Genomic DNA, 25,341 nt, shown 5'->3' on the forward strand with positions numbered 1-25,341 from the left:
TCCTGGAGATAGTAGGCCGACGGATGTAGTTGGGCTCATCCATTCTTAATATCAATAGCCTTGCATTATACAGTAAGAGTTAGGCTTCGATATAAGCTAGGAGCTTGGTTTATCGCTGATATTATAGGCCGCTTAAGCTTCTACCTGTTGTTAAATAATGGGCCCAATCATTTCTATTTCTACGCAGCGCATCACTGGCCGCTTTGTGGTGTTGATAGGCTATTTTACGGTTTTGAACATGCCAAGCACCTTTGCTCTTTTCAAGAATACAGTAGCTAGCATGGGGGCTAAAATTTTCTATTGAATGAGGTCTGGGCTCATCATCGTTATAGGCAGGCAAACCAACACTACCCGGGTTAATAATTAATTGCTGGCTGCTGGTAAGTACTGTTCTCGGTTGATGAGAGTGACCACATAGAATAACTTGGGAGGTTTCACCATCAAGTAGCTTGATTATATCGGTGTCACTCCGTAAAAGAGCGTGACCACTTTCAATATTCTCAAGTAGGTAGATTAAGTCATTTGTTGGCGTGCCGTGACATAAAAATACTTGCTCGTTCAATTGCAAACTTGCCGGTAAGCTTTGCATCCACTGCAATGCTTCTGCTCCTAGATCTTGAAGAATAAACGCTAAGGTTGAGTTCGAATCTATGTCAGTTTGAAGGGCTTGGTAAATTTGCCTATCTTGATTGCCTTTTATCGTAATTAACTCATGCTGCATAAGCAGTTCATAGGTGGCTTGTGGAGCAATAGGACCGTAAAGAATGTCGCCAAGGTTGACGCATAGATCTACGCCTTGTTTGTTAATGTCAGATAATACCGCATCAAGTGCATAAACATTGCTGTGTATATCTGATATAGCGGAAATTTTCACGGTAGTCTCTTGGTTCGTTGGTTGATTTTATGTCAAGGCTAGTAACTCTTTGTTTTTATTTAACATAGTTTTTGTCTACTTTTATTATTCTTCCATATTTGTCAAAGGCTTCCTTTATGGATGTTTTTGATAGCATTTTATTATAATAGTCCTCTTCTTCGAGGTTGAGGTCGCCTGATTTTTTAAGTCTTTTTTTGCTTATAAATAATGGTATCGCAGAAGATCTCTGGGTTGGATTGTTTAATCGGTCAATGATTGTTGATTCAAATAGATCGTCATTCTGGGTGCAGGCAAGAGCCCTGCTATAAGCTGCTATGTTTTTATTTTTAATCTTGCTCATGTTGTTGATAATGGCTTTGGATTCTTCTTTTTTGTTTAATTTATAAAGTGCACAGGATCGAGATAGATCTATAAACATTTGTCCATATTCGCTAGCATATTCTCGGTTTATGGTTTTGGTGAATTCTAATGCTTCTTTATATTTTCCTTGCCCTATTAAAATTATGGACTGGTTTATTCTCATATTTATAGAGTCTGGAAAGTCACTGATAGGGAGCGATGTGATTCGATTAAGAATATTGATGGCCTCATCGTGCTTGCCAATATCATTAAGGAGATATGCGTATGAGTTTACAAGCCAAAAGGCATCCTTTCCTTCTGCTTCAATACTATCCCAGTCTTCAATGTAAGGCTTTGCTGTTTTGATGGCGTCGACCATTCTTCCTGATGTGTGTAGCGCGTCGACATAGGCTGCAATTTTTATATAATTTTTTCTGTCATTATGAAATTCAGTTTTAGTAATTTCTATGTTTCTGTTGATTGCAACGCTTAGATCTTTGCCTGCATAATCTTCAATTAGAGGCCATAGTTTTTTGTATTTTTTGTTGGTCATTAATTTAAGTAAGCTGTAAGGGCTTATGATCTTTTCAATATATGGCTTTGCTTCATCTATGCTGTCTTGTGGGTTTTCAAAATCTAGTGATTTAATGGCTCTTTCGTAAATCCATTCGTCGTCTTCACTACTTTTATAGTTGGCTTTTGCAAGTTTAAGTGCAAGTTCATCAAATAAGCCATCTTTGTCATTTTCGGATAGCTTTATATTTAATTCATATAAAGATTTACTTCTGATTCCGCTAGCACTATTAGGGTGTTCTTGTGCTAAAAGAGTTAGAACTGAAGATTCTTTTTCTGGTTCATTTTTTTGACGATATATTCCAGCCATTAAGAAGTAGGTGGTGGGGAGATCTCTATATAGTGGTAATGCTTCTTCTAGGGCTATTATTCCAGAGGTTTTACGATTAAGTGATATAAGCACTTCGCCGCGCATAGTTTGTATTAGGCCGCGAAGCCTATTCTTCTCAGTTACTTCCTTTTCAAGGCCGTTAAGGATTTTTAGCGACTCATACAGTTTTTTATCGTTAAACAATAGGAACGATTCTGTGATTTGATCTTCATAAGGGGTGATGGTGTCTTGTTTAATTTTAAATATACCAGATAGACTTTGTTGGACTTGATCAACATGGAAATTAAGATTGGCATTTTCATTTATTTTTTCAGATAATTTGATCGCTTTAATTGATTCATTAGCACTAATGGAGGAAGAGTTGTTAACTACTTGGAAATCGATTTTTAGTGTTTCTTTGTTTGCCATAAAGGTGCGCTTAAAGAAACCACTGTCGATCTTTTCAATGGTTGGAGCTATGCCTAAAGGCCTGTGGCCAGGAAGTGTAATTGTAATTTGATGGGCGCGGTTGGTTAAGTAAGGCATGAGTAGTTCAGTGCGACGGCTAGTTTGGCTTGGTTGGTAGAATAAACCGTTTACAGCCCATGCATTAAGAGATATTTCTTTCTTTATTTCGAGTTTTTCAGCTTGTTCTTGACTTAAGAAGAATGCCCCTTTGATGATAATAACGTTCTTGTCAATATCATCATCAATACTGATGGGGGACTTAATATCAATGCCATTAAATGTACCGTTATAATAATTTAAGTAACTTCTTTGATATTCTTCAAGCGACTGTGATGCAATTAGCCTTCTTTCAGAATCTGCTTCGTAGCCCCTATAGGTGGTTATGATCTCGAGGTCTAGCCCCGAATTCCCTTCCTCTGGTATAAGAAAGTTTTCCTGAGCATACAGTGTTGGTGAAGTAGGTGCTATTGTTTCGATTTTTTCTAAACCGTTCTTCTTACCGCCAATAGGTAGGCCGTAATCATATGCAGGTTGTTCTATATTGCTTCCTCTACCGCCTTGATAGCTAAGTGTAGGGTCTAGCCAGAAGACTTCATTTTTTATCTTTACCTTTACGATGGCATGATTGAATGCAAATGGCGAAGGAAGTTCTTGGGGCAAGCCTGGGCCCATATTGTAATTGACTAAAGCAGGCCATGCTTTGATGTTTAGGTTTTTAAGTGCGGCAACTAAAAGCATGCTCTTATCTTTGCAGTCACCATAGCCGCGTCTAAGTACTTCTTCTGGTGGGCGAGGGACGTGTGACCCTAGTCCAATTTCGATACCTACATAACGAATTTCTTTTTGTACTAGTCGTAGTGCCTCTGTCATCTGGTCTTTCGGAGCAGGCCACTTTTTTCTAATGGTTTTAAGTTGTTGCTTGAAATTATCTGGAAGTTCACTACTTATTTTATAATAAGGCTCGGCCCATGATTGAATATCCTCCCATTTATTCATAGTGGATAGAGATACTGTGGGCCAACTGTAAACCCATGCTGGCGTCCCTTCTTCAGCGGGTATGGGATTAGGGTCTGAGACCGTCCAGGAATAAGTTCTGTTGTTTTCTTCTTCGGTGATTTCTGGCTCTATATCGGTTAAAAAATTCTTGGTATTAAGGTGCCTATCTTTTGGCCATATCAATTTATATCGAGACTCGCCAACTGGTACAGACCAGCCCAGAGTTATTGTGTCAAAAAACTCTCCTGGCCATAACTTGTATTTCACTCGTCCAGATACGGCGTAATCGATAATGTCCCCTTTACGCACATCATCTAGTACTATCAGTGCGGTAAGGTTGCCATCAATGATATCTGTGTCTAGCTCTTCTTCCTGTCTAAGAATCGTAATATCAGCGTTAGGTAATCGATCAGCTGTTTTTCCATCTCGTGTTATACGAATGAAATTAAAAGCGAGCTCTGTATCTTCTGGATCAAACCCTTGTGATAATTTAGACGCAAATTCAAGCCCTGAACGATCGGTAACTTGATAAACATAGCGTGAATAAAACTCAAATCCGTCAGGCAACCACTTTATTTGCCTATCACTAAGCTTATAGAGTATGCCATTTGATACTGCCGTTAAGCGTGATTCAGGAGTGCTAGGGATTGTATTATCAATAACCCAAGGTGCCGCTTTGGTTTTCTTGACGTTTGCTTCTGCTGTATCGATATTTGATTGGTTTGCAAATGCTACTTCACCACTAAAAAGTAAAGTAATAACAATAAGGCCTGAGGTAATTGCGAAGGTCTTAAACCCCATTGAATTTCTCCGTTTTGGATATGATAATCACTAGCTTTTAATGTGATGTTTAAGCGAGTATTAAATCACAAAACACATAGATATGATCTTGCAATGCAGAAATCGATGTTTTGGATCAGGCTTGTTTATACTTTAAGCGTTATGTTGTTTTCCCCACAAAAAAAAGGCCAGCTCCTTGCGAAACTGGCCTTTCTTAAAAGCCACTAAAGCGGCTTAATATCTAGCTCTAAACTTAGTAGCGGTCTACACAGTTTAGGTCAGCAAATGCCTGCTCTAGACGAGTGGCCATGCTTTCTTCCATTTTGCGCAACCAAACACGTGGGTCGTAGTATTTTTTGTTTGGAGCGTCTTCGCCGTCTGGGTTGCCGATTTGGCCTTGAAGGTAGTCTTCGTTACCTTTGTAGTACTGGCGAATACCGTCCCAAGCAGCCCACTGGGTGTCGGTGTCGATGTTCATTTTGATAACACCGTAACCGATGCTCTCTTCGATTTCTGCAGCAGAAGAACCAGAACCGCCGTGGAATACGAAGTTCAAGGTGTTGGCATCAACACTGTACTTTTCGCTTACGTAGGCTTGTGAATCACGCAAGATGGTAGGTGTTAACTTAACGTTACCTGGCTTATATACGCCGTGTACGTTACCGAATGAGGCAGCGATGGTGAAGCGGTCGCTAACTTTGCTCAACTCTTCGTAAGCGTAAGCTACTTCTGAAGGCTGGGTGTAAAGTAGGCTAGCGTCCATGTCGCTGTTGTCTACGCCGTCTTCTTCACCGCCGGTGCAGCCTAGTTCGATTTCAAGAGTCATGCCCATTTTAGACATGCGCTCTAAGTATTTTTTACAGGTCTCGATGTTTTCTTCGAGGCTTTCTTCACTTAAGTCGATCATGTGTGAAGAGAAAAGCGGGCTACCGGTTTCGGCAAAGTGCTTTTCACCAGCGTCTAACAAGCCGTCGATCCAAGGCAGTAATTTTTTCGCTGCGTGGTCAGTGTGAAGAATAACGGGAACACCGTAGCTTTCTGCAACTGCGTGTACATGCTTGGCACCAGCGATGCCGCCCAAGATTGCATTGCCTTGACCTTCTAGCTTCAGACCTTTACCAGCAACAAACGCAGCACCGCCGTTTGAGAACTGAACAACAACCGGCGAATTTACTTTTGCGGCGGCTTCTAAGGTAGCGTTGATAGAGTCAGAACCAACACAGTTAACAGCTGGCAGGGCGAATTTGCCGGCTTTGGCTAGAGCGAAGATTTTCTGAACGTCGTCACCAGTAGCGACACCAGGTTTAACTACGGACGAAATTTTGTCAGACATATGCAATTTCCTGAAAGCAATTTGGAATGAGGGCCATTTGGCGGGCGGAATTTTAACCGAAAATGCTACCTTTTTTCCATGCAAGAGCTTGGTCTAGCTCAATATCATCGGGTTTGAGCACAAAAAATTGCTGTTTCTTGCGCTGGCTCGACTATTTGTCGTGGTTTTTTTCAGCTTTTTTACCAATTTGTTACCAAAACTGGAGACTTTGCCCGCTCAATGGCAAGTCGCTTGTAGCTTAGTTCAGCCCTTGGCATGATGCACTCGAAATCTTAAATTGAGAATGGCTTACGGATATGCCTCTATCAACAAGCTTAAAGAAACGCTTTTATTCCTACTTATATATACAAAAAAAACGAGCGAGAACTTGGCGTGTCGTCGCTCTTGTTTTGTTTGTGCAGTTACTTTGTTTTTATTCCTCACAAGCGAAGGCCGCAACTAAGGTTGTTGAAAGCGACATGTTTGCCCCCGTTGCGAGTGCTTTAACGGAAGTCTATTTTCAAGAATGCCAGTTGGCCTTAGATGTTGGCTGGAGTCGCCGCGCGGAGTGCGCTGAATTAGAAGTGCCTCTGGATTACAGCAAGCCCGAAGGTAAAAGCATCCGTTTATCTATCGTGCGTATTCCCGCTCGTCAAAGTCGAGCGGAGCTAGACCCTATGCTGATGTTGGCAGGTGGCCCGGGTCAGGCTGCATCTGAAGGTTATTTATTTGCCGACCACCGCTACAACAAATTGGCGGCTAGCCGAGACCTGTATCTGATCGATCAGCGCGGTACAGGCAGAAGTAACGCGCTGCGCTGCCCAAGTGATGAGTATGACCTGCCCTCGGCCCATGATTTTGAACAGGTAAAACAATTTACTGGTGAGTGTTTAGCAACGCTCGGTGGCGATGTTCGCTTCTACACAACGTCGGTTGCTATTCGAGATTTTGAATTTGCACGCAAGCGCTTGGGCATTGCGCAGTGGAACCTACTGGGTACCTCTTATGGTACGCGAGTCGCTCAGCACTATTTGCGTGAGCACCCCGAGGCGATACGTTCGGTGGTGCTAGATTCGGTGGTGCCAGCGACGCTGAATTTAGGGCCGGCGATTGCGTTAGAAAGCCAACGCGCATTAGAGCAAGTGTTTGAGCGTTGTAAAAATACGCCAGAGTGCAATCAGGCTTTTCCTAATCTAAGTGCAAAGACAGATAATTTAATTCAGCGCTTAAAAGCAGCGCCTATTTCCCTAAGCTTTGAAGATGCAAATACTGGAAAGATGGTCGAGCGCGATTTTACCTTGGATCACTTATTGGGTTTGTTGCGCTTAAGTTTGTATCGCGACGGCAACATAGCCCTATTACCTTTGTGGATCACCGATGCGGAAAAAGGCCATTACAGCCCTATGGCGCGCAATGCCTTTGAGTTGGTCGATGCCATGAGTAAGAGCATTGCTATGGGCATGCACAACACGGTGATGTGTACGGAAGATGTGCCTTTCTTTAACGAAAAAGATGCCGATACCATTGAACTCACCACAAGTTACATGGGTGAAAACCAATACAAGGTCATGATCGATATCTGCAAGCTTTGGCCTACCGGCCCGATTGATAAACATTTTAAAGAACCGGTTCGCAGTGATAAACCAGTGCTTTTATTAAGTGGCGAAATTGATCCAATTACACCGCCGAGCTATGCCGATATGGCGATGGCGCAGTTGGCCAATGCTCGCCATGTTGTCTTCCCAGGGCAGGGGCATTCGGTATCAACCGAAGGTTGTGGCCCGGACTTAGTCGCTAAATTTGTTGAAAAGGCCAGTGTGGCGGGTTTGCCAGTGAGCTGTGTTGATGATCTCAAGTCGTCGCCGTTTTTCCTTAACTACAACGGGCCGGTGGCTATGCCTGCATCTGCACAGGAGCACTAAGCATGATTAAGGTAGAAGCAGTATGTAAGGCCTACCGCAAAGCGGGTGCGCCTTGGTCTAAAAAGAAAACAAAGATCACTGCCCTTGATGACATTGGCTTTCAAGCTCTTGATGGCGAGATCACCGGTTTATTAGGTGCGAACGGTGCGGGTAAATCGACGGCGCTGCGTATTATTGCCACCTTGTTAAAGGCCGATAGCGGTCAGGTGGTGGTGGATGGTTTTAAGGTTGATGAGCATGCTCAAGCTGTGCGCAAGAGCATCGGTTTTATGCCGCATAACAGCGGTGTGTATCCGCGCTTAACGGCGGTAGAAAATATTCGTTATTACGCCGATATAGCAGCTGTGCCTCGCGATGTTGTCGATAAGCATCTTGAGCAAATTATTAAATTGCTGGATATGGATGACATTGCCGATAGGCGCTGTGCCGGATTCTCTCAGGGCCAGCAAATGAAGGTCGCGCTGGCGCGGGCGATTATTCATAAACCTAAAACCTTAATTTTAGATGAGCCAACCAATGGCTTGGACGTGATGGCGACGCGTAGCTTGCGCGCCATTCTTAGGCGTCTGCGCGATGAAGGCCATTGCGTACTGATAAGCTCACACGTTATGCAAGAAGTTGAGGCCTTGTGTGATCACGTGGCCATTATTAATGAAGGCAAGATTACCGTTTCGGGCAGTGTGGCCAGTATTAAAGAGCAAACCGGGCAGGCTCAGCTTGAAGATGCTTTTGTTGTTGCTATCGGTGAAAAACTGGAGGTAACCCTGTGAAGGCGTTTTTAGCGGTTTATTTAAAAGAGTTAAAAGACAATATTCGCGATAAGCGTTCTATCTTTTTTGCCTTGCTTTACGGCCCTTTATTGATGCCTTTAATGCTTGTGGGTTCTATTGCTGGAGGTATTAGCAAACACAGCATAAATTTTGATCAGGATCTCTATGTTTATAGCGCGCAAGACTTAGGGCCCTTAGAGGGCTATTTAGCCGAGCGTAACATTAAGTTAAAACAGGCCGAAGCCGGTTGGCGTGAACAGCTTAAGTCGGGCGATATGAACTTAGTTGTAAGCGTTGATGACAACTACCAAAAGAATATGGCATCTGGCCGCACAGCGTTTGTGACGCTCTATTTTAATAGTGAAGATGATACGAGCAATAAGGCTCGCCAGCGTTTGTTGGGTGTGCTGCAGAACTACGATAGAAGCATGGCTTCTAAACGCCTACAGGCGCGAGGTATGGATGGCCAGCTAATACGCCCTTTGCAAATGATCGATGCCGATGTGGCCGATCACGGCGGCCCTGAAAAAATGATCGCCCGCATGCTGCCCTTTATTATGGTCTTGGCGCTAACTCTGGGTGGTTTTTATTTGGCCGTGGATACCGCCGCCGGTGAACGCGAGCGCCATTCGCTAGAGCCGCTTTTAAGCTTGAACATGCGGCGCAGCACCTTGGTTCTAGCGAAGTGGGCTGCGTTGAGCACCTTTGTTGCCTTGGCGGGTGTGGTTGTGGTGATCTCTTGTTTTAGCCTGCTTAAATTTGCACCTATTCCAGAATTACAGCGCATCATCAGTGTGTCGGCACTCGATTTCTTTTTTGCTTATTTGCTAATGCTGCCTTTAATCTGTTTTTTCTCCTCGGGCATGCTGTTGATCGCAAGCTTCGCGCGCACCAGTAAAGAAGCGCAGACCCATCTCGGTATTGCGATGATGGTGCCTATGACGCCGTTTTTTATTATTCAGTTCTTAAATATCAAAGAAAGCCTCTGGTTGCTGGCCACGCCAGTGATGAGCCAGTTCTTATTAATCGAAAAAGTTGTGGTTGGTGAGCCTCTGCAGCTACAAGAAGTTTTATTAAGTGCCACGGGTAGCTTACTATTGGCAGCTGGACTTTTTGTAGTAACAAATGTGCTGTTTCATAGTGAGCGCATTTTTAGCAGTGAGGCGTAAAAACGGATGTTCAATCAGCTCTGGTCGCGAAGATGGTTTCGCGGCCTTTCCTACGTTGTGGGATGCATATGTATTATAAATTCTTTGGTATGGGTGTTCTCTCCCATGCTTACTCGCCACTTCTTAGGTGAACTTTTAGATAAAAGCCGGCTTGAGCTGAGTGATGAGTCGAGCATGCGCCTTAACTTATTCCGCTCGCGCCTCACCATTTACGATCTCAGCTGGAAAGGTAATGAAGGGCGTCGTTTTAAGCTCGATAGCCTTGATTTCAATTTCAGCCTGCACACCCTAGCCTTAAAAGAAGTCGAAGTGACTCATCTCAGTGCTAACGGTATTGAATTACACCTAAAGCGAGAAGATGAAGCTTTCTCAGTGGCGGGTTTTCGTTTGGAGGCAAATCAAGACGGTGTTGAGATCGTTGAAGAAACGCCCGAAGAGGCCGAGCCTGAAGTCACTGGCTTAAAGTCCTTACCGCTTGCCTTTGATATCCCCTTTATTGAGCTGACAGACATTCAGCTGTTTATTGATGATTCGGGGCAAGAACACCATGTGCACCTCCATAAACTGAGTCTAGAGCGTGGTTTTGCCAATAAGCAGCAGTTGCTTTCGTCTTTAAGTATTGATGTTGATATTAACGGCGCCAAGCTCTTGTTTAATACCGTGCTAGATTGGCTGCCAAGAGGTGGTGTACTGAAAACAGACATGAATATCACGGGTTTATCGCTTGAACCCTATCTTTATCTTACCCCTGATATAGAAGGTTTTGCTTTGCAAAGTGACTTGGCTTTTGATGCCGAATTTGTTTTGCCGCCATCCGACAAGCCTAAGCTGCTTGATAGTCAAATCAATATTAAGCAGATGCACCTAGCCCTACTTAACTTTAAGACCAGTTACGAGCCTTGGCAGTTGGCCTTTAATGACCTATTGCTATCTATTGAGCAGGGGCGTTTAGTTAAACAAGGTGAAGACTACGCGCTGAACCTGCCTTTAGCCTTTACGATAAATAAAATAGCTGCTGCTCAGTTGCAAGGTAGTGACTACCAAGAATTAGCCTTACTTGAAAGTATCAAGTTTAAAGATGCCCTAGTGCAAGGTTTACCTGCTGAAGCTATTTTTAGCACGCCGAACTTAAGGTTGGGAGAGCTTAATTTTTCTAAGCCAGAAAACCACGATGCTTTCTTTAAATTGAACGGTTTAAGTTTGCAGCAAATTAATGCAAACCCCAATCGCTTAGAGATTGCTCATATTGCTATTGAAGAATTTACGCTTGAAGCCTTAAAAGACGAGCAGGGTGAGTGGCTCAACTTATTACTGGCTATGGATGAAGAAGCCGAAGTTGTGCAAGAGCCAGCCGATAGTGAAGCTGCGCCCGAGGTTGTTGATCTAGAGCAGCCAAGCCCTGCAGAGCAATCGGCCTTTACCATTGCCGTTGGTAGTATTGAGTTGCTAAGCCCATCAAGCATTCATATGCACGATGAGAGCACTAAACCTATTTTCGATTTGGGCTTAATTCTAGAAAGCCTCACCGTGGGTGCTGTAGACAGCGCTGAGCCAGACTTACTTACTGATATTGCGCTGGTCTTGAGTGATAGCCAGTACTACAAACAAAAACTCGATGTTACTTGGCAGCTCTTTAATGATTTACCAAGCGGCACCATCGCCACCAAGATGGAGCAGTTCCCGCTTTATAAAGTCTCTCCTATGTTAGAGCACCAGTTGGGCTTTGATATCTTGGCTGGTGAGATGGATATGGATTACAGCGGAACGGTTGAGAAAGCTCAGTTAGATAGTGTCGCTAAAGTATTATTACGTGGCCCAACATTCTCATCGGGTGATGATGATCATGGTGATGGAGAAGTGATAGGCCAAGCAGCTGTACCGCTGAATATTGCGCTTAACATGCTTAAAGATGGCAAGGGTAATATCAAATTAAAGATCCCTATTGATGGCGATATGAATGACCCAAGCTTTGGTTTGGTGACTATTTTTGGTACGGTCGCTAAGAAAATCGTTATGGATCAAGCCAAGAGCCAGCTTATTAAAACCTTTGTGCCTTATGGGCATTTATTAGGCGTAGCCATGGCTGCGGGTTCTTATGCCTTAAAAGTGCGCTTTGCTGATTTTAGCTATGTGCCTGGCACGATGAATTTTGATGAAGCTAGTGCGCCTATGCTTGATCAGTTACACAAGCTCTTAATGGATAAACCCAAGGTCGATTTGCGTTTGTGTCCTTTTGTCACCAGTGCCGATGCCGGTGTTACGGCGGGTGTGAAGATCACCGATGACATGCACCACAAAGTATTAAAGCTTGGCCAGAATCGCGCCAACTACATGAAGACCTTGCTGGTTGAACGTGGCATTGCTTCTGAGCGCCTGCTTTTATGTACTGCACGTTACGATGCCGATAAAGACGCTCTACCAAGGGTTGAGCTGCAGGATTAATTGACAAGCCCAATTGTATTTAAGGGGCAGAGGCTAGGAATTCTTAGCTCTGTCTCTTAGTATGACTGCTGGATTTTTCAGTAACGCGGGTGTGCTACGCAAAGTAGGCACTGGCGCAGCAGTGAGGCGTAAGAAAGCATGTTAAGGCAGCTTTGGTCGCGAATTTGGATTCGCATAATTGCTTATCTGGTAGGCAGTGTTCTTTTAATCAATTCCTTAGTTTGGGTGTTTTCACCCATGCTCAGTCGCCACTTTCTAGGTGATTTACTTGGTGAAAGCCGTTTAGAGCTAAGCCAAGAAAGCAGTGTTCGCATCAACCTCTTTCTTTCTCATATCACAATCAAAGATCTGCACTGGCAGGGTAATAAAGGTCGCCAGTTCTACCTAGAGAGCTTGCGTTTTGATTTCCGCTTTTTAACTTTGTTTGTTAAAGAGCTGGAAATTACCAGCCTGCATATTAATGGCATGGAACTCTATCTACATCGCGACGATGAGGCTTTATCGATTGCCGGTTTTAGCCTTGTTGATGAGCAGCCAGGCGTAGAGCAAGAAGAGGTCTATATTGAGGAGCCGCAAGTGACGGGGCTTAGATCCCTGCCTTTGGCGGTCAACATTCCTATTATTGAGTTAAATGATCTGCGTGTATTTATTGATGATGCAGGGCGTTTACATAATCTACATATAAAAAGCTTTCGTTTGCAGCAAGGTTACGCTAACGAAAACGAAGCTAAATCGGCGCTCGATTTTTCCATCGACCTCAATGGCGCAAATATCGAATTTGATTCCGCGCTTGATTGGCAGCCAAGTGGCGGTAGCTTAAGCGGCAAGCTCGAGCTGCAAAACTTTGTCTTAGATCCTTATTTGTATTTACTTGATGAGCAAGAACAAAATATTAAACTGAGTTCCGACTTGGCATTTACTTTTGATCTTGCCATGCCGCCATCAGATAAACCGCAGTTGTTGGAGCAGGCCCTCAAGTTTAATTCCTTATCACTGGCACTGAAAAACGTCAGTGCCACACAAGCACCTTGGAAAGCTGGCTTTGATGAATTGGTTTTTAGCTCAGAAAATGCAGAGTTTGAAATCAAACCAGAAGACATCATTATTAAAATGCCTTTGGCTATGCAAATGAAAAACGTGTCTGCTAGCCAGCTCTTGGAAGATGAAGGCAGGTATGAGCAGCTTGCTCAGTTACAGAGCATACAGTTCAGTGATGCTTTGATAAGCGGTAATGCCTCAGACCCCAACTTCAGCGCGCCAAACATAGAGCTCGATAGCTTTGTTTTCTCCAAACCGGAAGACAAAGAGGCCTTTTTTACCCTCTCGGCCTTACAGCTAAAAGACATTGCGGCAAACAGCAGTCAGGCGAATTTAGATACGATCGTCATTAAAGAATTTAAGCTTAAGGCTTTTAAAGCCAAAAGCGGACAGTGGGATAACCTTCTTGTTGATATCGAAGAAGAGGCTGACGAAAGTGAACAAGCCGACGATACACAAAATACTAAGCAAAAAGACTCTCAAGCTGAGAGCGAAGAGACAGCAAGCCAAGAAGCGGATTTTGCCTTTTCTATTAAGCGTATCGTTTTATTAGAAAACTCATTAATTCACTTTCATGATGAAAGCACCTTACCTATTTTTGACCTGGCCTTGAACTTGGAAGAAATGGAACTTAGCCAGATCGACAATACAAAACCAGAACAAATGACGCATGTAAGCATGCAGCTAAGTGACGGTGAATATTTTAAGCAAAATCTGAGCGCCGACTGGCAACTGTTCCATGACAAACCTAGCGGCAAGTTCGATATGGTCGCTAAACAGTTTCCTTTATATAAGGTATCGCCATTTCTTAAACATGAAGCCGGTTTTGACATTATGGCCGGTGAAATGGATTTAGATTACAAAGGCGCGGCAGAGCTGGGCATCTTAGATAGCAAAGCCGTTGTGCTATTGCGCGGCCCTGTATTTTCATCCGGCGATGATGATCACGTAAAAGAAACCAGCGCTGTTGGGCAGGCGTCTATTCCTATCAACCTAGCCTTAAACATGCTTAAAGATCATAAAGGCAATATCAAGCTTAAATTAAGTGTTGATGGCGACATGACAGACCCAGAATTCGGTTTTGGCAGTGTGGTGAGTCTTGTGCTTAAAAAAGCAATTTTGAGCCAAGCACGTAATGAAATCGCTAGGCAGTTTATTCCCTATGGGCAATTGCTCGGTGTGGCCATGATGGTGGGCACAGAAGCCTTAAAAGTAAGATTCTCTGATCTAAGCTATATCCCTGCTACACAGGAGCTCGATGAAAAAAGTGCAAGCATGGCCGAAGCACTGCACCAGCTATTGCTAGATAAACCTAATTTGGATCTTCGCCTTTGCCCTGTTGCCATCAGTGCTGACCTTGGTTTGGCGGCAGAAACAAAGCTGCTGGATGAACAGCACCACCAAGCCTTACAAATGGCGCAACAAAGAGCGACTACCTTAAAAGCCAATTTAGTTTTACGTGGTATAGGCAGTGAGCGTTTGTTGTTGTGTGCAGCCCGTTACGACGGCAGCAAAGACGGCCTAGCTCGAATAGAGATTCAAGATTAATTACGTCAAAACATGAACAAGGATGAGAATGAACATGGCTAATGTATTGGTATTACTTGCCGATGGTTGCGAAGAAATTGAAAGCGCAACAGTTATTGATGTGCTTAGGCGTGCAGACTTAAACGTATGTACGGCTTCTATTGGTGATCGTTTAGAAGTGAACGCGTCGCGCTCAATGGTCTTTGTTGCCGACAGTCTACTCGCACCGTGCTTAGATAAAGAGTGGGACTTAATCGTCTTACCCGGTGGCATGCCCGGTGCCGAGCATTTAAGTCAATGTGATGAATTAATTACCCTACTTAAAACCCAATTAAATAGCGATCGCCTAGTTGCTGCGATTTGTGCTGCGCCAGCGGTAGTACTTGGTCGAAATAATTTATTAGAAAACCGTGTGGCAACGGGTTACCCCAGTTTTATGCCTGAGCTAGACCAATGTGTCTTAAGCCGCAGTGATCAAGATGTAGTGGTCGACGATAACTTAATTACCAGCCGTGGCCCAGGTACAGCAATGGCATGGTCGCTCACCTTAGTTGCGCTTTTATGTGGGAAAGAAAAAGTTAAAGAGTTGGCAGAGGCGTTGTTGGTTGTAAGCCCGGTGTGATTTTTAATAGTGTAGAAGTTTAGCCCTTCTTTGCTTTTATAAAAGGCAAAGAAGGGCACTTTCTTAGTGATTCCTATGTGGTTTCATAAGCTGTTTTTTAGCTTTATTTAAAGAGCTCAGAGATGCTAGGAAGCTGTCAACTACAGCTGATGCATCGGACCAAATAAGGGAGTGTTAAGTTGTTGATTCGTGTCGATCTTATTGCTTTATGGGGGTAGGTTGTGGAAGGGTGTAAAAGGACATTGTCCTATTTAATTAACTGTTAAAGGTCAAATCGAACTATGGACAAAATAATGGAAATTGACCTTAGTAAAAGGTTGGAAATAAAGATAAACAACGAAAGGCCCGTAGGCCTAGAAGCCCTCTCATTATCTTTGCTAGCTTTCAATCATCAATTTCATAAGTTTGTTGAGTCCGAGACAAACAAAGAAACCGATGTTGGCTCAGAGCTATTGATTAAAGAGGTGCGTAGTGGCTCGATCGTGGTAGAGCTTGTCTCTCAAGCGGCCCCTATAGTCCCCTTGCTTTGGGAGGGGGGCACCCTGGCTCAATGGTCTAAGGTTGTTGAAGATACCTGTAAGTGGCTTCTTGGAAAAACAAACACGAAACCGAAAAACGTATCGAAACAAGACCTTCAAGAATGGAATAAGTTTGTTGAGCCGGTGGCAAAAGATAATGGCTCACAGATGAATATAAATGTCTCAGATAGTGGAAAAGTAATAAATCAATTTATTATTAACTCCGCTGAAGCCAATGCAATGCAAAACCGTATTGGTCATATGATCGAAGATCTAGACACACCAGAAGACAATATACACAGGCGTAAGGTTATGTATTGGTATCAAACAAAATTTGATCCGAATTCTGATACCGGTAATAAGGCAATTATTGACGATCTGTCAAAAACTGGCTTGAAGGTTATTTTCGAGAATAATGCTGTAAAAGAAGAGATGCTTCACGTTGATCCCAAATTTGGAAAGCCTTGGCAAGAGCTTGCATATGTAGTCGATGTAGAAGTACAAACGGTCCGTGGCATTCCGAAAATGTATAAGGTACTTAATATTACCCTGAGCATACCTTTGACCCTGATGCGTAGTAGACCTTTAACAAACAGCTCAAACCGACCTCCACTGCGTTGCTCGTTTTGTGCTTTTCCGCTACGCTCGCACAAAACAATCAACTCCGTTCCGGCGGCTTAGCTGGGCGCTACATTTGAATCATGGATCATAGAACTATGGAGCAGTTTAAAATCCTCACAGATTTGAGGGACTATATTAAGAGGTTAGAGGCTGCTGAGGGCAAAGTCCTTGCTCGGCCAATTCCAGAGGGCGGAAGTCCAGTTTTTTACCGTTCTTGTGATGTTGCTAAAGGTACAGAGTTGATTCATGGTATCCAAGTAGGTGACTTTTTCTTTTCAAACTGCCGAAAATGGGTGCTGCCGCATTCTCAAATGGGGCTTAGCTTCTCTGCACATTGGCAGCACTTAAAGGGTATCTACAAGCTAAAAGTATCCAAAAATCCTGGTAAATCTGTGGACGTTTTCTGGGTGCTCGAAAAAGCTGACTTGCCTAGTGAGTTAAAATTTGAGCCCGATGCAAAAGATGACCGGCACTATTTCTTAACAGTAAGAAAGAAAATGACGGTTAGTGAGCTTGTAAGGAAATTAGAATGGGTTGCAGATAAAATGACAATTATTCGTGACGCATCAAGGGCATTGTGATGATTCCATATACACACAACCAAGAAAAAGAAACACTAATACATTATGCAAACCTGCTTTCTGATAAAGTCGCAAAGGACATTATCGATCGGGATCAATTGTCAAGTAGTCAGGAAGCCCTTCATTTGGCAAATTTCTACTGGGATATGGTAGAGAAGTCGAACGAAGAAGATGCAAAAACTGGTGAAAGCTCTGAGTATATTTTAGAAAAGATAATCATCACTTTTATGGCTTACTTTCGTTCTTCTGGCTACGAGTCTGAATGGGAAGAAGTTACTGACAAACGGTAAAAATCTAACAAAATAAAGGACACCCACTAAGTTTGCCTTATAAATAACCTTACCTAGTCTTCAGTTAGGCCCTTTGGAAAATAAAAGGGGCACCCACTTTATTTTCAGTTTCTTATTTCGTTCTAGCATTTAGTTAACTCGTTTAATAAAGGTTGGCTCAATGATCAAAGCTTCTAATAAGGTTCGGCAGGCAGCCAGTTGCTATGCTGGCTTTTACTGGTAACCCGCATAAATCGATACCAAAAGGGTTTCCATTTCGCCTACAAAATTATCTAGAGCTGGTCGATTGGATGGGCAGGCTGATTCGATCGAATAAGCGCGGAGTTATTCATTCACAGCTTCCTAATATCATTGATAGGCTCAAAATTGATCAGCGTTGATGGCTTAATGTTAGCACCCAGTTTGAAGTGAGTTTTAAAGGCTTGGTCGGTCGAAGTAATACGGTTAGGTATTCTGTAGAGCAGTTTGGCCTTAAGCAGGATGCTGGTGTACGTAGTTGCAAAGCTTTATTGGGTTCTTAGTTTTTTCCCCTTACTTAACGTTAATTATTGTTGTATTGGAGGAGCAGAAAGAACTTAAGCCTCAGTAAAAACAGATATGAAACTGTGCTACATTAAGCCCGCTTAAGTCACTAAGCGTCTTAACGCTCTAAAATGATTACTTGTTGTTGATTTTGGTGTCAGTAAGCAGCGTTGGGATGACGCGGCCATGAGGCCATATAAACCAAGGAGGAGCACCGAATATGTTAACCAAGTTGATTGAAAATCGTTATCTAGATATACCTAATCTAGGTCAACACGCAAATAATATTACGACAGAAAACTTTCCTGCCAATTTTGTTCGGGTCGTTAATCAAAGCTTTCATATTGAACAGTCTCAAACGGAAAAAATTAAAATTAATGGTAAATATTTCAAAAAAAAGGAGCGTGCCAGTAGTATTGAAACAGGTGACGCCGTACATGCTACGAAAGATAAAACACACCGAAATTTTACTTGGCTACCTTACGTCCCAGGGTTTGTAACATGTGCCCCATTAATAGATAAACCCGTATTTACTGGAAAAATGTCTGGATGCTGGCTAGCTATTTTCATGCATAATAATACACGTTATGTTGGTCATGTAGGTACCGACGTGGATAAGGCAGACATTACCGAGAAAGCAAAAAGCGCATGGCGAGATGCTGTAGATGAAGGAAGAATAACGCCAGTATCCGCCTTCAACCCAGTGGGCCCTAATCTCCCCCAGATCAATAGGTTGAACTTAAAAGAAGATGCTGCGGAGTTCTATGGTTTGTATGAACCTAACGGATCGGCGTACACTGTTGTTCTTGGTGCTCTAGCACGAGACCCTAAAAGGCGGAGAATAGCAAAAGTTTGTGCGATGAATACTAATGGCGATATTAATGTATTTTGAATTTTTTCTATAAGCAATTTAAAAAAATATTTGTTCAGGTGACGGATTAGTTACGATTTAAATTAATAAGGAGTTTTAGCTATGCCTCTTAGATTTCAATACGTTCCGATGAATACGGTTGGTATTATGGGGCCAGATACGGATGTTCTTAAAACCGGTGGTGTTGGAACATGCGTTGTTCTACTTTTCCAATACGCTGAAAACGACAACACTAAATACGCTTTAGCGCATGTTCCCTATGACTCAGATAAGTTAGTAATGCTTGGTAGAGATGGGGTCGTTACATACATAAATAGCATTTACGAAATTCTTGGGTCCCCCTCAAAGGGAGCGATGAACGTAACTGTCATACAGCGGCGTAGTATCGGGGGGTACAACGAACTTACAGCGTATATTATGTCGATTTTAGATGGTTTTGGTGTTAACAGTGTGACGTTTGAAAATTACAACACTGAGCAAAGGTTATCGGTCGTGTTTTTGAAAAATGAGTCTGAGCGACACGGGCGCTACATTTGTTACGCCAGTAAAAAAACTGAGTTTATTGATGAGTCTGAATTGGCTTTTGAGGTAAGTCGGATAGGAATGAATATAGTAAGTCACCTTGATACCAAAAGTAGGGCTGAAAAAGGCCACTTTAGAAGGCACGCAGACCTATATGCTAACGCAAGGGAAAGCTCAGACAACTACTCTCAAGCAACCAATGCATACACGTTGGCTTTATTAGACATTAAAGCAAAATGTGATCAGTTCAAGCCTGTTCTAGCGAGCACTCAGGTATTTAGCAGAGAGAAGAGAGTAGCCTGGACGAAAAAGAACCCAAAGCCTATTTTATATGGTAGCTATATAGAGTGGGAAAATAGAATTCATGGCCGAGTATTGCAAAAAACAGTGTGAATCAAAGAGCAAAGACCTCTATTTATTAAGTCTGATAGACTGGCTTGCGAGAGGGGAGGCATTTTTAACTCCCCTTTCGGTATTTAAACGCCAGAACAAACTTGCCAGCCTGAATCGATGCCGTAACCGGCGGTTGCTTTTATCCATTTCATACAGTTACCACAAGGTGGCTCAATTTGATGCCGGCCTTTTCTCGACTTAATGCTAATTACCCATAGGTCTTTGATATTTGACCCACATCGCAGAGCGAGCCCTACTGCACTTACCTCACCGCAATTACAGCCAGGCCTAATGATACCTTGGGCATTGCCAATCTCGACCGTTGTATCATCAATGTGTTGGAGGACTTGTCTTAGTGCTAAGGCGCGCTGCTTTTTAGGCCCCCTAGGTAAATAAGACGTACCTTCAATAAGTTCTTGGTCTATGGCATCGCCAGTCTCGTGTGGTTGGTTCATGCGCCAATAAGCTTTTGGCCATACACCTGTCGGTTTTGTTCTATCCGTGCCTAGAATAACTCCGCCACCAATACCACTGTAACCTACGTAGCATTTGTTTCGTGCGGCATCGAGTGCGTATGTCAGCATGGAATTTTCACGATAGGCTTTCCATGGGTTGGCTGAGTGGTCTCGTTTTAAATCGTTTTCTCTACGCCGTATGGCTCTTTCTAGCATTGCGCCTACTGATATTCCTGGGCCGGGTTGATTACACATATAGTTTCCTTTCTATTTGTCCTTGAGTTTTTTCTAAAACCGTTATCGATAGGGAGGGCGACAAAATGACTTTAATGTCTGTCGTATCAAATGCATAGTATTTGACGTGGCCGATTACACAGGGTTAGTTTGTACCTCTTGTGTAGTTATAGCGATTTTTGATTTGTAAAATATTACATGAGCTCATCACAGTATATAAGTGCGCTTATGTTTTAGTAAATCAGTAAATCAAAGAGACAGAGAGCTTGACCTCCAGAGTCAAAGTTTTGGGGTAGATACATACTCTACCCCAAAATCGCTCTCTACGATTTATTCATCCTCTATATAAAGTTCTCTATCAATGCTGTAGAGGTAAGCCACTAGATCATCTAGCTCGCTCTCACTTAAATCCCTGCTGTGATCGCCTCGGCTAAATACATCAATAAGCATTGTCGCGCTGCCATCGTGGAAATAAGGCGCGCTGTCCCAAAGTTCAATTAATGTCGGTGTGCGTATTGCGTCTATTGCGCCGCTTGCTAGGCGTTGGCCCGATTCGCTTGTTATGGTGCCGACATCGTGGCGAAGGCCGTCGCGGTATGAAAGCCCTTGGTGGCAGCTTGCGCAGTTGTCGTTATCAAATACTATTTTACCGCGCTGGGCAGCGGCACTTAGTTCTCCGTTATAGTCGCGATAAGGCGAGCGTTTAACGCTGTCTTTTCCTAAGCCGCTAACGTAATCAGACAGTGCATCTAGTTCATCGGAAAGGCCGGTGGTGTGTAACTCTAATGGGCTTTCGCCATTAAAGGTTGCCGCGCCTACTACTAAGCCTTCACCGCCATTAAGTTGTTCCATCTGAATTTCGAAATCTTGCACTTCATCAAAATTAGCTGACCAATGAAGGTTGCCGAAACGGGTTCCACTCGCGCCATTTAATGAGATTGTATTGCGCAAGCCTTCACCCATCGATGTTAAATCCCAGGTGCGTCCGTCGTGCCCGCCACCAAAGTGGCAGCTCGCACAGCTCATATAACCTTCTGGCCCCATTTCAGGAATACTGGATTCGTAAAAGTGCTGAAGGCCGCGAAGTTCGCTCGGGCTTAGTGTTTCATTTTCTACACTTATAAGGGTTTCTGTTCTGAGCTGTATGCGTGCGTCGTGTAAATAAGCTGCGGTATCAATCGCGCTGATGCTGCGCTCTGCAAAGTTTTTAACGTAGGTTGTTCTGAGGGTGCTGCAAATTTCTTGCGGCGCTGCACCGGTACTAATTAAGGTTCTTCTATTTAAGTCGCTGTCTTCTAATACCAATATATTGTTACCTTGCATGGTATGTATGCGAACGTCGGCCTTGGGTAAGAAGCTGATTCCGTGAGGGTCTGCGCCGTTGTCTAAATCTTGGCTGCCTTCGGCAGTTTCAGGGTTTGTATTTAAATCGCGTGAATTAACTAGGTCGATGGTGGCGATCATTGGTCTGACGGTATTGTCATCGTCTAGGGGTTCCGCGTTTTCTCCTGCAGACGGGCGCGTACCTCTGTTGGTATTGTCTTTTTTGGCGGTGACATAAGCTCGTGTGGCATCGTCATTTATAACGATGCTGGCTAAATAGTTGGGCACACCGGAGCCATTAACAATGTCATCGGCAATCAAAACTTTATTAATCGTGATAATACTGCTACTTAATGTTTCTTGGCTTATATCTACGTCGTAAACTTCGGCGTGTGTTTTCGCAGAAATAAAACGAGTGATTAATAAACGCTGCCCAGCAAGGGCCATTGCTTTAGGGTGGGGGCCAATTTCAAGGCGGGTCTCTATGCGTTTTTCGTCGGCATTAATTCGCACAAGTTCACCGGAACCATAAAGGCTGACGTAAAGTTTATTGCCATCGGCTACAGAGCTAATTGGTTGGCTGCCATGACCTGTATCGATAGAGAATTCAGGAAAACCCTGGGCATTAAAAAATACGACTTTATCGTCGTCTCTATAAGTTACGGCAAATAAGTTATCTATTTTACTTACCGAGGTTGGTGCTTCGTAATCGAGTTTAATTTCTTTTTCAAACTGATGACTGGTGATCAAGCTTTCAGCGTCGAGCTCTTTTGAAAAAATACTGACACTGTCGTTATCTGGGTTTACTACCCAAAGGTCAGCGTTTTCTACTTCGGGCTGGCAAGCCAGTTGGCTCGATTTATTCGGAAAGTAGCTTGGCCCCTCGTAGCTTGGTATGGCTTCTTCTTCGGGGAGCTCGGGTGTGTCACCACCGATTAAATCGCCGTCATTTGTGCTGAAACTAAAGCTGTCAGCAAGCATGCTATTACCCATGAAATCTTGTATGCCGCTTATGTCGACACGGTAGTTGGCGTTAGCTTCAAGGTATTCATTTGGCCAAACACCAATGGTGCCGGTATGCGCGAGTTGCTGGCGAAACGCTACGGTTTCGTTGGTATCTGTGTTGGTCACTGTAATTGCGTTGATTAAACTTTCCGTGCGCAAGGTTTCAGGAATGTGGATGTGGATAAGCGTATCGATAGGCACGTTGCTTTGCCCGTCGAGAGGTCGGTGGCCGGCGATGTAGGGGCGGGTTGTATCGGCTTCGTCATCGGTGACAAAAAAGCACATGCCCTGCTCGTTAATCCCTGTTTCTGGCGGCGTTACCCACCAGTCGTAACCGCCAAAGATACCTACTTGGCCTATGGGGCGAAAATATTGGCTGGAGTCACAGTGGTTAGCGATGTCGTCAAATTTGTATACGATGCGGTCGAATTCGGCATCGCTGATCTGTTCATCATCGAAGGCTTGTTCACAAGCATTCATATCTACTTGAAAGTGATCAACGTAGGCGTAGTGATCTTGGAAGTTAACATACATCGGGTCGCTGCTGCCGTCGCCGTCGCTGTCGTCTTCGCTATCTTGGTCGAAGTAGAGTTCACAGCTGACGTAAGGATTGGCTGGGTCTTCAAAGTCGACAATATAAAAAGCGGGGTAGTTGCGCATGGGGCTGCTAATTTGGCGAGCGGCAAACACGATTTTGCTCGCACCGTAGGGTTCTGACCAATAGCCACCCACGCCAACAGTGTTGCCGTTGGGCTCTGTTCGCATTTCGTTATAGGTGCTAATAAGGCGCGGTTGACGGCCTTCTTTAAAACCAGAAACATCGTAAATAGCTAAACCTGTTGAGCGTTGGTCGGATGCGACCACTAAGAAGTTACCGTGCCAAGAGCTAAAGCCGGTGACATTCGTCAGGTTTAGGTGGTCCCACCATACCAGAGGTTCACCGAACCATATGCCGAGCTGGGTTGGGCCAAATAGTTCTTCGAGTTCGGGAATGCCTTCAACGGTATAGGGGCTAACTGGGCCGCCTTCAATAAGCTGTGAGGTGTCGCGGATAATAAATTGGCCTTCATTGTTGGCACCGTAATCCCAATAGCTGCGGGTGTAATAAGGCGCGGTCATGTGTAGGTAGCCAATGGGGTCGTAGTTCCATTCCGACGACATATAAGCATCGCTCAGTTCGGCATCGGTGCCGCGCTGGTCTGCGTGGTAGCTTAAGTGGCCTGAGTTGCGAGCGTAGAGTACGGGGCCGCGTTCTGAGTCGTAGCGTACTACGGTGGCGTGAGCCAGTATGGGCATGCCGGGATAACACTGGGGATCGCTTTCTTCAAAACGGTCGCAACTTAGCTGTCTAAAGAGTGTTGGGTTTTCTAAGTCAGAGAGATCCCAAGCGGAATCGCGAGTGCGGTTTAAGACTCCGTCATCTAGGCCAACATTTGTTGAGCCAGGCCCTTCGGGCAGGTTAATAAGCAGGGGGCCAACCGGCATTAATATCGCTGTGCGCCCGTATTCGGTGCCTCGTTTTGCAATAAATCGGCCCTTGTCGCCATAGTCGATATTAGCTGGGTAATCTGCGCTATAAGCGATACCGCTGATACCGCTGAAAAGGAATGCGGTAGAAAGTCCTAGGCCTTTGAATAGTGTGATCATTAGAGAGCCCCCACGTTAACGGTTTCGCTGAATAGACTGTCGCCTGCGCTGTTATAAGCTTCGACTATCGCGACGCTGCCATCGGCTCGTTGTTCTGGGCTCAGTGTCAGGCTCAGGCTGCTTGTCGTGCTGGTGCTGAGTTCGCCATCACTATTCCAAATAAGCACGCGGTAACGAGTGGCATTACTTTCTGTCCAGTGAAGTACTAAATCGCCATCACTTTGTTCGGCTCTCAGTTCGGGGCGAATAAGGGCGCTTGCTTCGCTGCTTGGGCTGGGCTCTGGCGTGGTGCTGGGACTTGAGTCTGGGGTCGTACTGGGATTTGGATTCGGAGTGCTATTAGGGCTTGTATCTGGGCTGGCTTCTACGCTTTGCGTGGGCTGTGGCGTAGCTTGTGTATTGCCATTATTAGCTCCATTTGAAGCATCGGCTTCACTCCCGCCGCCACCACAAGCACTTAAAATAATGCACAAACTAAGAGTGCTTAAATTTTTTTTATGTCGATTTTTCTGTGGCTGCCTGTTAAAGCAGGGGGGAGTATTTACGAGAGAGGCCATGTTCATCCTTAATATCAGCGAACGCTGTGAATCATTACGCGTCGAACTGTAGTGATGGCCTTTCTTGCTAACAACTAGCGCTTTACCAACGGTGCTTATTATTGGATAAGAGGGCTTAGATTATTACGTAATTTGAACTAGGTCACACTTTTTATTGCTATTTTAGTTTGGTGTTTGTTGTTTCAATGCCTTCTTTCGCGCCTCTAGTTTGGGGCGCATCTTCATATGCCTTAGTGCTGTTTAATTAGGGTTTATACGATGTATGAACTCTATTTTATGGCGTGGTCTTTTGTCTAGTTAGCTAAGTTGGTGTCCTGTATTTATGCTGACGATGAAGTAAAGCTTGTGTCACATTTTAATGCTTTTTCCTATAAGGAAGGTGTTTCTGCCTTCTGGTTAATGTTTTTTTGTAAATTATGTTGTTACAGTTCCTGAGCGCCTATCTATTCAGGCGTATACAAAAATTATTGTAAGAAATAGCAACACATAAAAATAACATTAACTGTTGGTAGTTCTTCTTCGAAGACAACACAAGCGAACCTTCCGTTTGGCAAAATTCTTATTCGTAGTTTTGGTTTTTCCATATTGGCTCTGAGTTAATCATTCTTTTTGTTGCTTTAAAGAATTAATGCATGGAGGAAGGTGTGAAACTACTCGCTT

At 43.9% G+C, this 25,341-nt stretch carries 17 protein-coding genes; 11 read left to right on the top strand and 6 right to left on the bottom strand.

Going from position 1 to position 25,341, the window contains the following annotated elements:
- Positions 1 to 121: 121 nt before the first annotated feature.
- From AB1S55_RS05390 to fbaA, 3 genes are all read right to left on the bottom strand, one after another.
- Positions 122 to 874 carry a metallophosphoesterase gene (locus AB1S55_RS05390; RefSeq protein WP_370980769.1) on the bottom strand — a complete coding sequence of 251 codons (753 nt, stop codon included), beginning with the start codon at positions 872 to 874 and terminating at the stop codon, positions 122 to 124.
- A gap of 55 nt (positions 875 to 929) precedes the next feature.
- Entirely contained in the window at positions 930 to 4,361 is a 3,432-nt protein-coding gene (locus tag AB1S55_RS05395; RefSeq protein WP_370980770.1) for a DUF3857 domain-containing protein, read from the bottom strand.
- 232 nt (positions 4,362 to 4,593) lie between these two features.
- Entirely contained in the window at positions 4,594 to 5,673 is a 1,080-nt protein-coding gene (fbaA, locus tag AB1S55_RS05400; protein ID WP_370980771.1) for a class II fructose-bisphosphate aldolase, read from the bottom strand.
- A gap of 296 nt (positions 5,674 to 5,969) precedes the next feature.
- Between fbaA and AB1S55_RS05405 the strand changes: the two genes are divergently transcribed.
- From AB1S55_RS05405 to AB1S55_RS05455, 11 genes are all read left to right on the top strand, one after another.
- Positions 5,970 to 7,574 carry an alpha/beta hydrolase gene (locus AB1S55_RS05405; RefSeq protein ID WP_370980772.1) on the top strand — a complete coding sequence of 535 codons (1,605 nt, stop codon included), beginning with the start codon at positions 5,970 to 5,972 and terminating at the stop codon, positions 7,572 to 7,574.
- Between the two features lie 2 nt (positions 7,575 to 7,576).
- Positions 7,577 to 8,344, top strand: a complete 768-nt coding sequence (locus AB1S55_RS05410; RefSeq protein ID WP_370980773.1) for an ATP-binding cassette domain-containing protein — start codon at positions 7,577 to 7,579, stop codon at positions 8,342 to 8,344.
- The gene (locus AB1S55_RS05415) at positions 8,341 to 9,513 is read left to right on the top strand and encodes an ABC transporter permease (protein ID WP_370980774.1); all 1,173 of its coding nucleotides are present in this window, start codon (positions 8,341 to 8,343) and stop codon (positions 9,511 to 9,513) included. Before AB1S55_RS05410 ends, AB1S55_RS05415 begins: the two co-directional genes overlap by 4 nt.
- A 105-nt stretch (positions 9,514 to 9,618) precedes the next feature.
- Positions 9,619 to 11,955 (top strand): DUF748 domain-containing protein, encoded by a 2,337-nt coding sequence (locus tag AB1S55_RS05420; RefSeq protein WP_370980775.1) that lies wholly within the window; start codon positions 9,619 to 9,621, stop codon positions 11,953 to 11,955.
- 138 nt (positions 11,956 to 12,093) lie between these two features.
- A complete protein-coding gene (locus tag AB1S55_RS05425; protein ID WP_370980776.1) occupies positions 12,094 to 14,541 on the top strand; it encodes a DUF748 domain-containing protein in 2,448 nt (815 codons plus the stop codon).
- Positions 14,542 to 14,569: 28 nt separating this feature from the next.
- The gene (locus AB1S55_RS05430; protein ID WP_370980777.1) at positions 14,570 to 15,142 is read left to right on the top strand and encodes a DJ-1 family glyoxalase III; all 573 of its coding nucleotides are present in this window, start codon (positions 14,570 to 14,572) and stop codon (positions 15,140 to 15,142) included.
- A gap of 293 nt (positions 15,143 to 15,435) precedes the next feature.
- A complete protein-coding gene (locus AB1S55_RS05435; RefSeq protein WP_370980778.1) occupies positions 15,436 to 16,341 on the top strand; it encodes a hypothetical protein in 906 nt (301 codons plus the stop codon).
- A 35-nt stretch (positions 16,342 to 16,376) separates the two neighbouring features.
- Positions 16,377 to 16,862, top strand: coding sequence for a hypothetical protein (locus AB1S55_RS05440; RefSeq protein WP_370980779.1), 486 nt, complete (start codon positions 16,377 to 16,379; stop codon positions 16,860 to 16,862).
- A complete protein-coding gene (locus AB1S55_RS05445; RefSeq protein WP_370980780.1) occupies positions 16,862 to 17,152 on the top strand; it encodes a hypothetical protein in 291 nt (96 codons plus the stop codon). Before AB1S55_RS05440 ends, AB1S55_RS05445 begins: the two co-directional genes overlap by 1 nt.
- 742 nt (positions 17,153 to 17,894) lie before the next feature.
- Positions 17,895 to 18,566, top strand: coding sequence for a hypothetical protein (locus tag AB1S55_RS05450; RefSeq protein WP_370980781.1), 672 nt, complete (start codon positions 17,895 to 17,897; stop codon positions 18,564 to 18,566).
- Between the two features lie 81 nt (positions 18,567 to 18,647).
- Entirely contained in the window at positions 18,648 to 19,460 is an 813-nt protein-coding gene (locus AB1S55_RS05455) for a hypothetical protein (RefSeq protein ID WP_370980782.1), read from the top strand.
- Between the two features lie 83 nt (positions 19,461 to 19,543).
- On the opposite strand, the gene AB1S55_RS05460 is transcribed toward AB1S55_RS05455, so the two are convergent.
- The 3 genes from AB1S55_RS05460 to AB1S55_RS05470 form a co-directional block, all read right to left on the bottom strand.
- Positions 19,544 to 20,170, bottom strand: coding sequence for a hypothetical protein (locus tag AB1S55_RS05460; RefSeq protein ID WP_370980783.1), 627 nt, complete (start codon positions 20,168 to 20,170; stop codon positions 19,544 to 19,546).
- Between the two features lie 309 nt (positions 20,171 to 20,479).
- Complete coding sequence (locus AB1S55_RS05465; RefSeq protein ID WP_370980784.1) at positions 20,480 to 24,124, bottom strand: Ig-like domain-containing protein; 3,645 nt, start codon at positions 24,122 to 24,124, stop codon at positions 20,480 to 20,482.
- The gene (locus AB1S55_RS05470; protein ID WP_370980785.1) at positions 24,124 to 24,681 is read right to left on the bottom strand and encodes a hypothetical protein; all 558 of its coding nucleotides are present in this window, start codon (positions 24,679 to 24,681) and stop codon (positions 24,124 to 24,126) included. The genes AB1S55_RS05465 and AB1S55_RS05470 overlap by 1 nt, the downstream gene beginning before the upstream one ends.
- Between the last annotated feature and the right edge of the window lie 660 nt (positions 24,682 to 25,341).

This window comes from Agaribacterium sp. ZY112 (assembly GCF_041346925.1).
GTDB lineage: Bacteria > Pseudomonadota > Gammaproteobacteria > Pseudomonadales > Cellvibrionaceae > Agaribacterium.